This window comes from Neisseria sp. P0009.S007 (assembly GCF_051962515.1).
The window spans coordinates 1-447 of the sequence record NZ_JBQCVF010000890.1 but is presented as its reverse complement, the minus strand read 5'-3'; the positions used below and the strand labels follow the sequence as shown (position 1 = coordinate 447).

1 protein-coding gene is annotated in these 447 nt (G+C 45.0%); it reads right to left on the bottom strand.

Annotated elements, in window-relative coordinates; all coding sequences use genetic code 11:
• A partial coding sequence (locus ACTHS3_RS16960) for a UDP-3-O-acyl-N-acetylglucosamine deacetylase (protein WP_440368635.1) occupies positions 1-403 on the bottom strand: 403 nt, incomplete at its 3' end.
• Positions 404-447 lie beyond the last annotated feature (44 nt).

Here is a 447-nt window from a genome sequence, read left to right as displayed (position 1 = left end):
TGAGGATTCTCAAAAAACGTTTTTGGGCTTTTTGATCCACCACGCCTGCAACTTGTAAAAGGTAAATAAACGGCAGGCTGGATCCGTCCATAATCGGAATTTCAGGTGCGTTCAATTCAATCAAGGCATTGTCGATGCCGTAGGCAGACAGTGCCGACATAATGTGTTCAATCGTGCCGATGCGCACGCCTTTATCGGTAACAATGGTTGAAGAGAGGCGGGTATCGTTAATCAAATAAGGATTCAATTTGATTACTTCGCCCATTTCTCCACTTAAATCAGTACGGCGGAACGAAATACCGCTGTTTTCTTCAGCAGGATGCAAAGTCAGAGCGACCCTTTCGCCTGAATGCAGGCCAACGCCGGTAACGCTTACTGATTTGGCTAAAGTCCGTTGCAGCATAATTGCTTCCTTTTAAAATGTCTGATGGGCAAATGATACGTTAA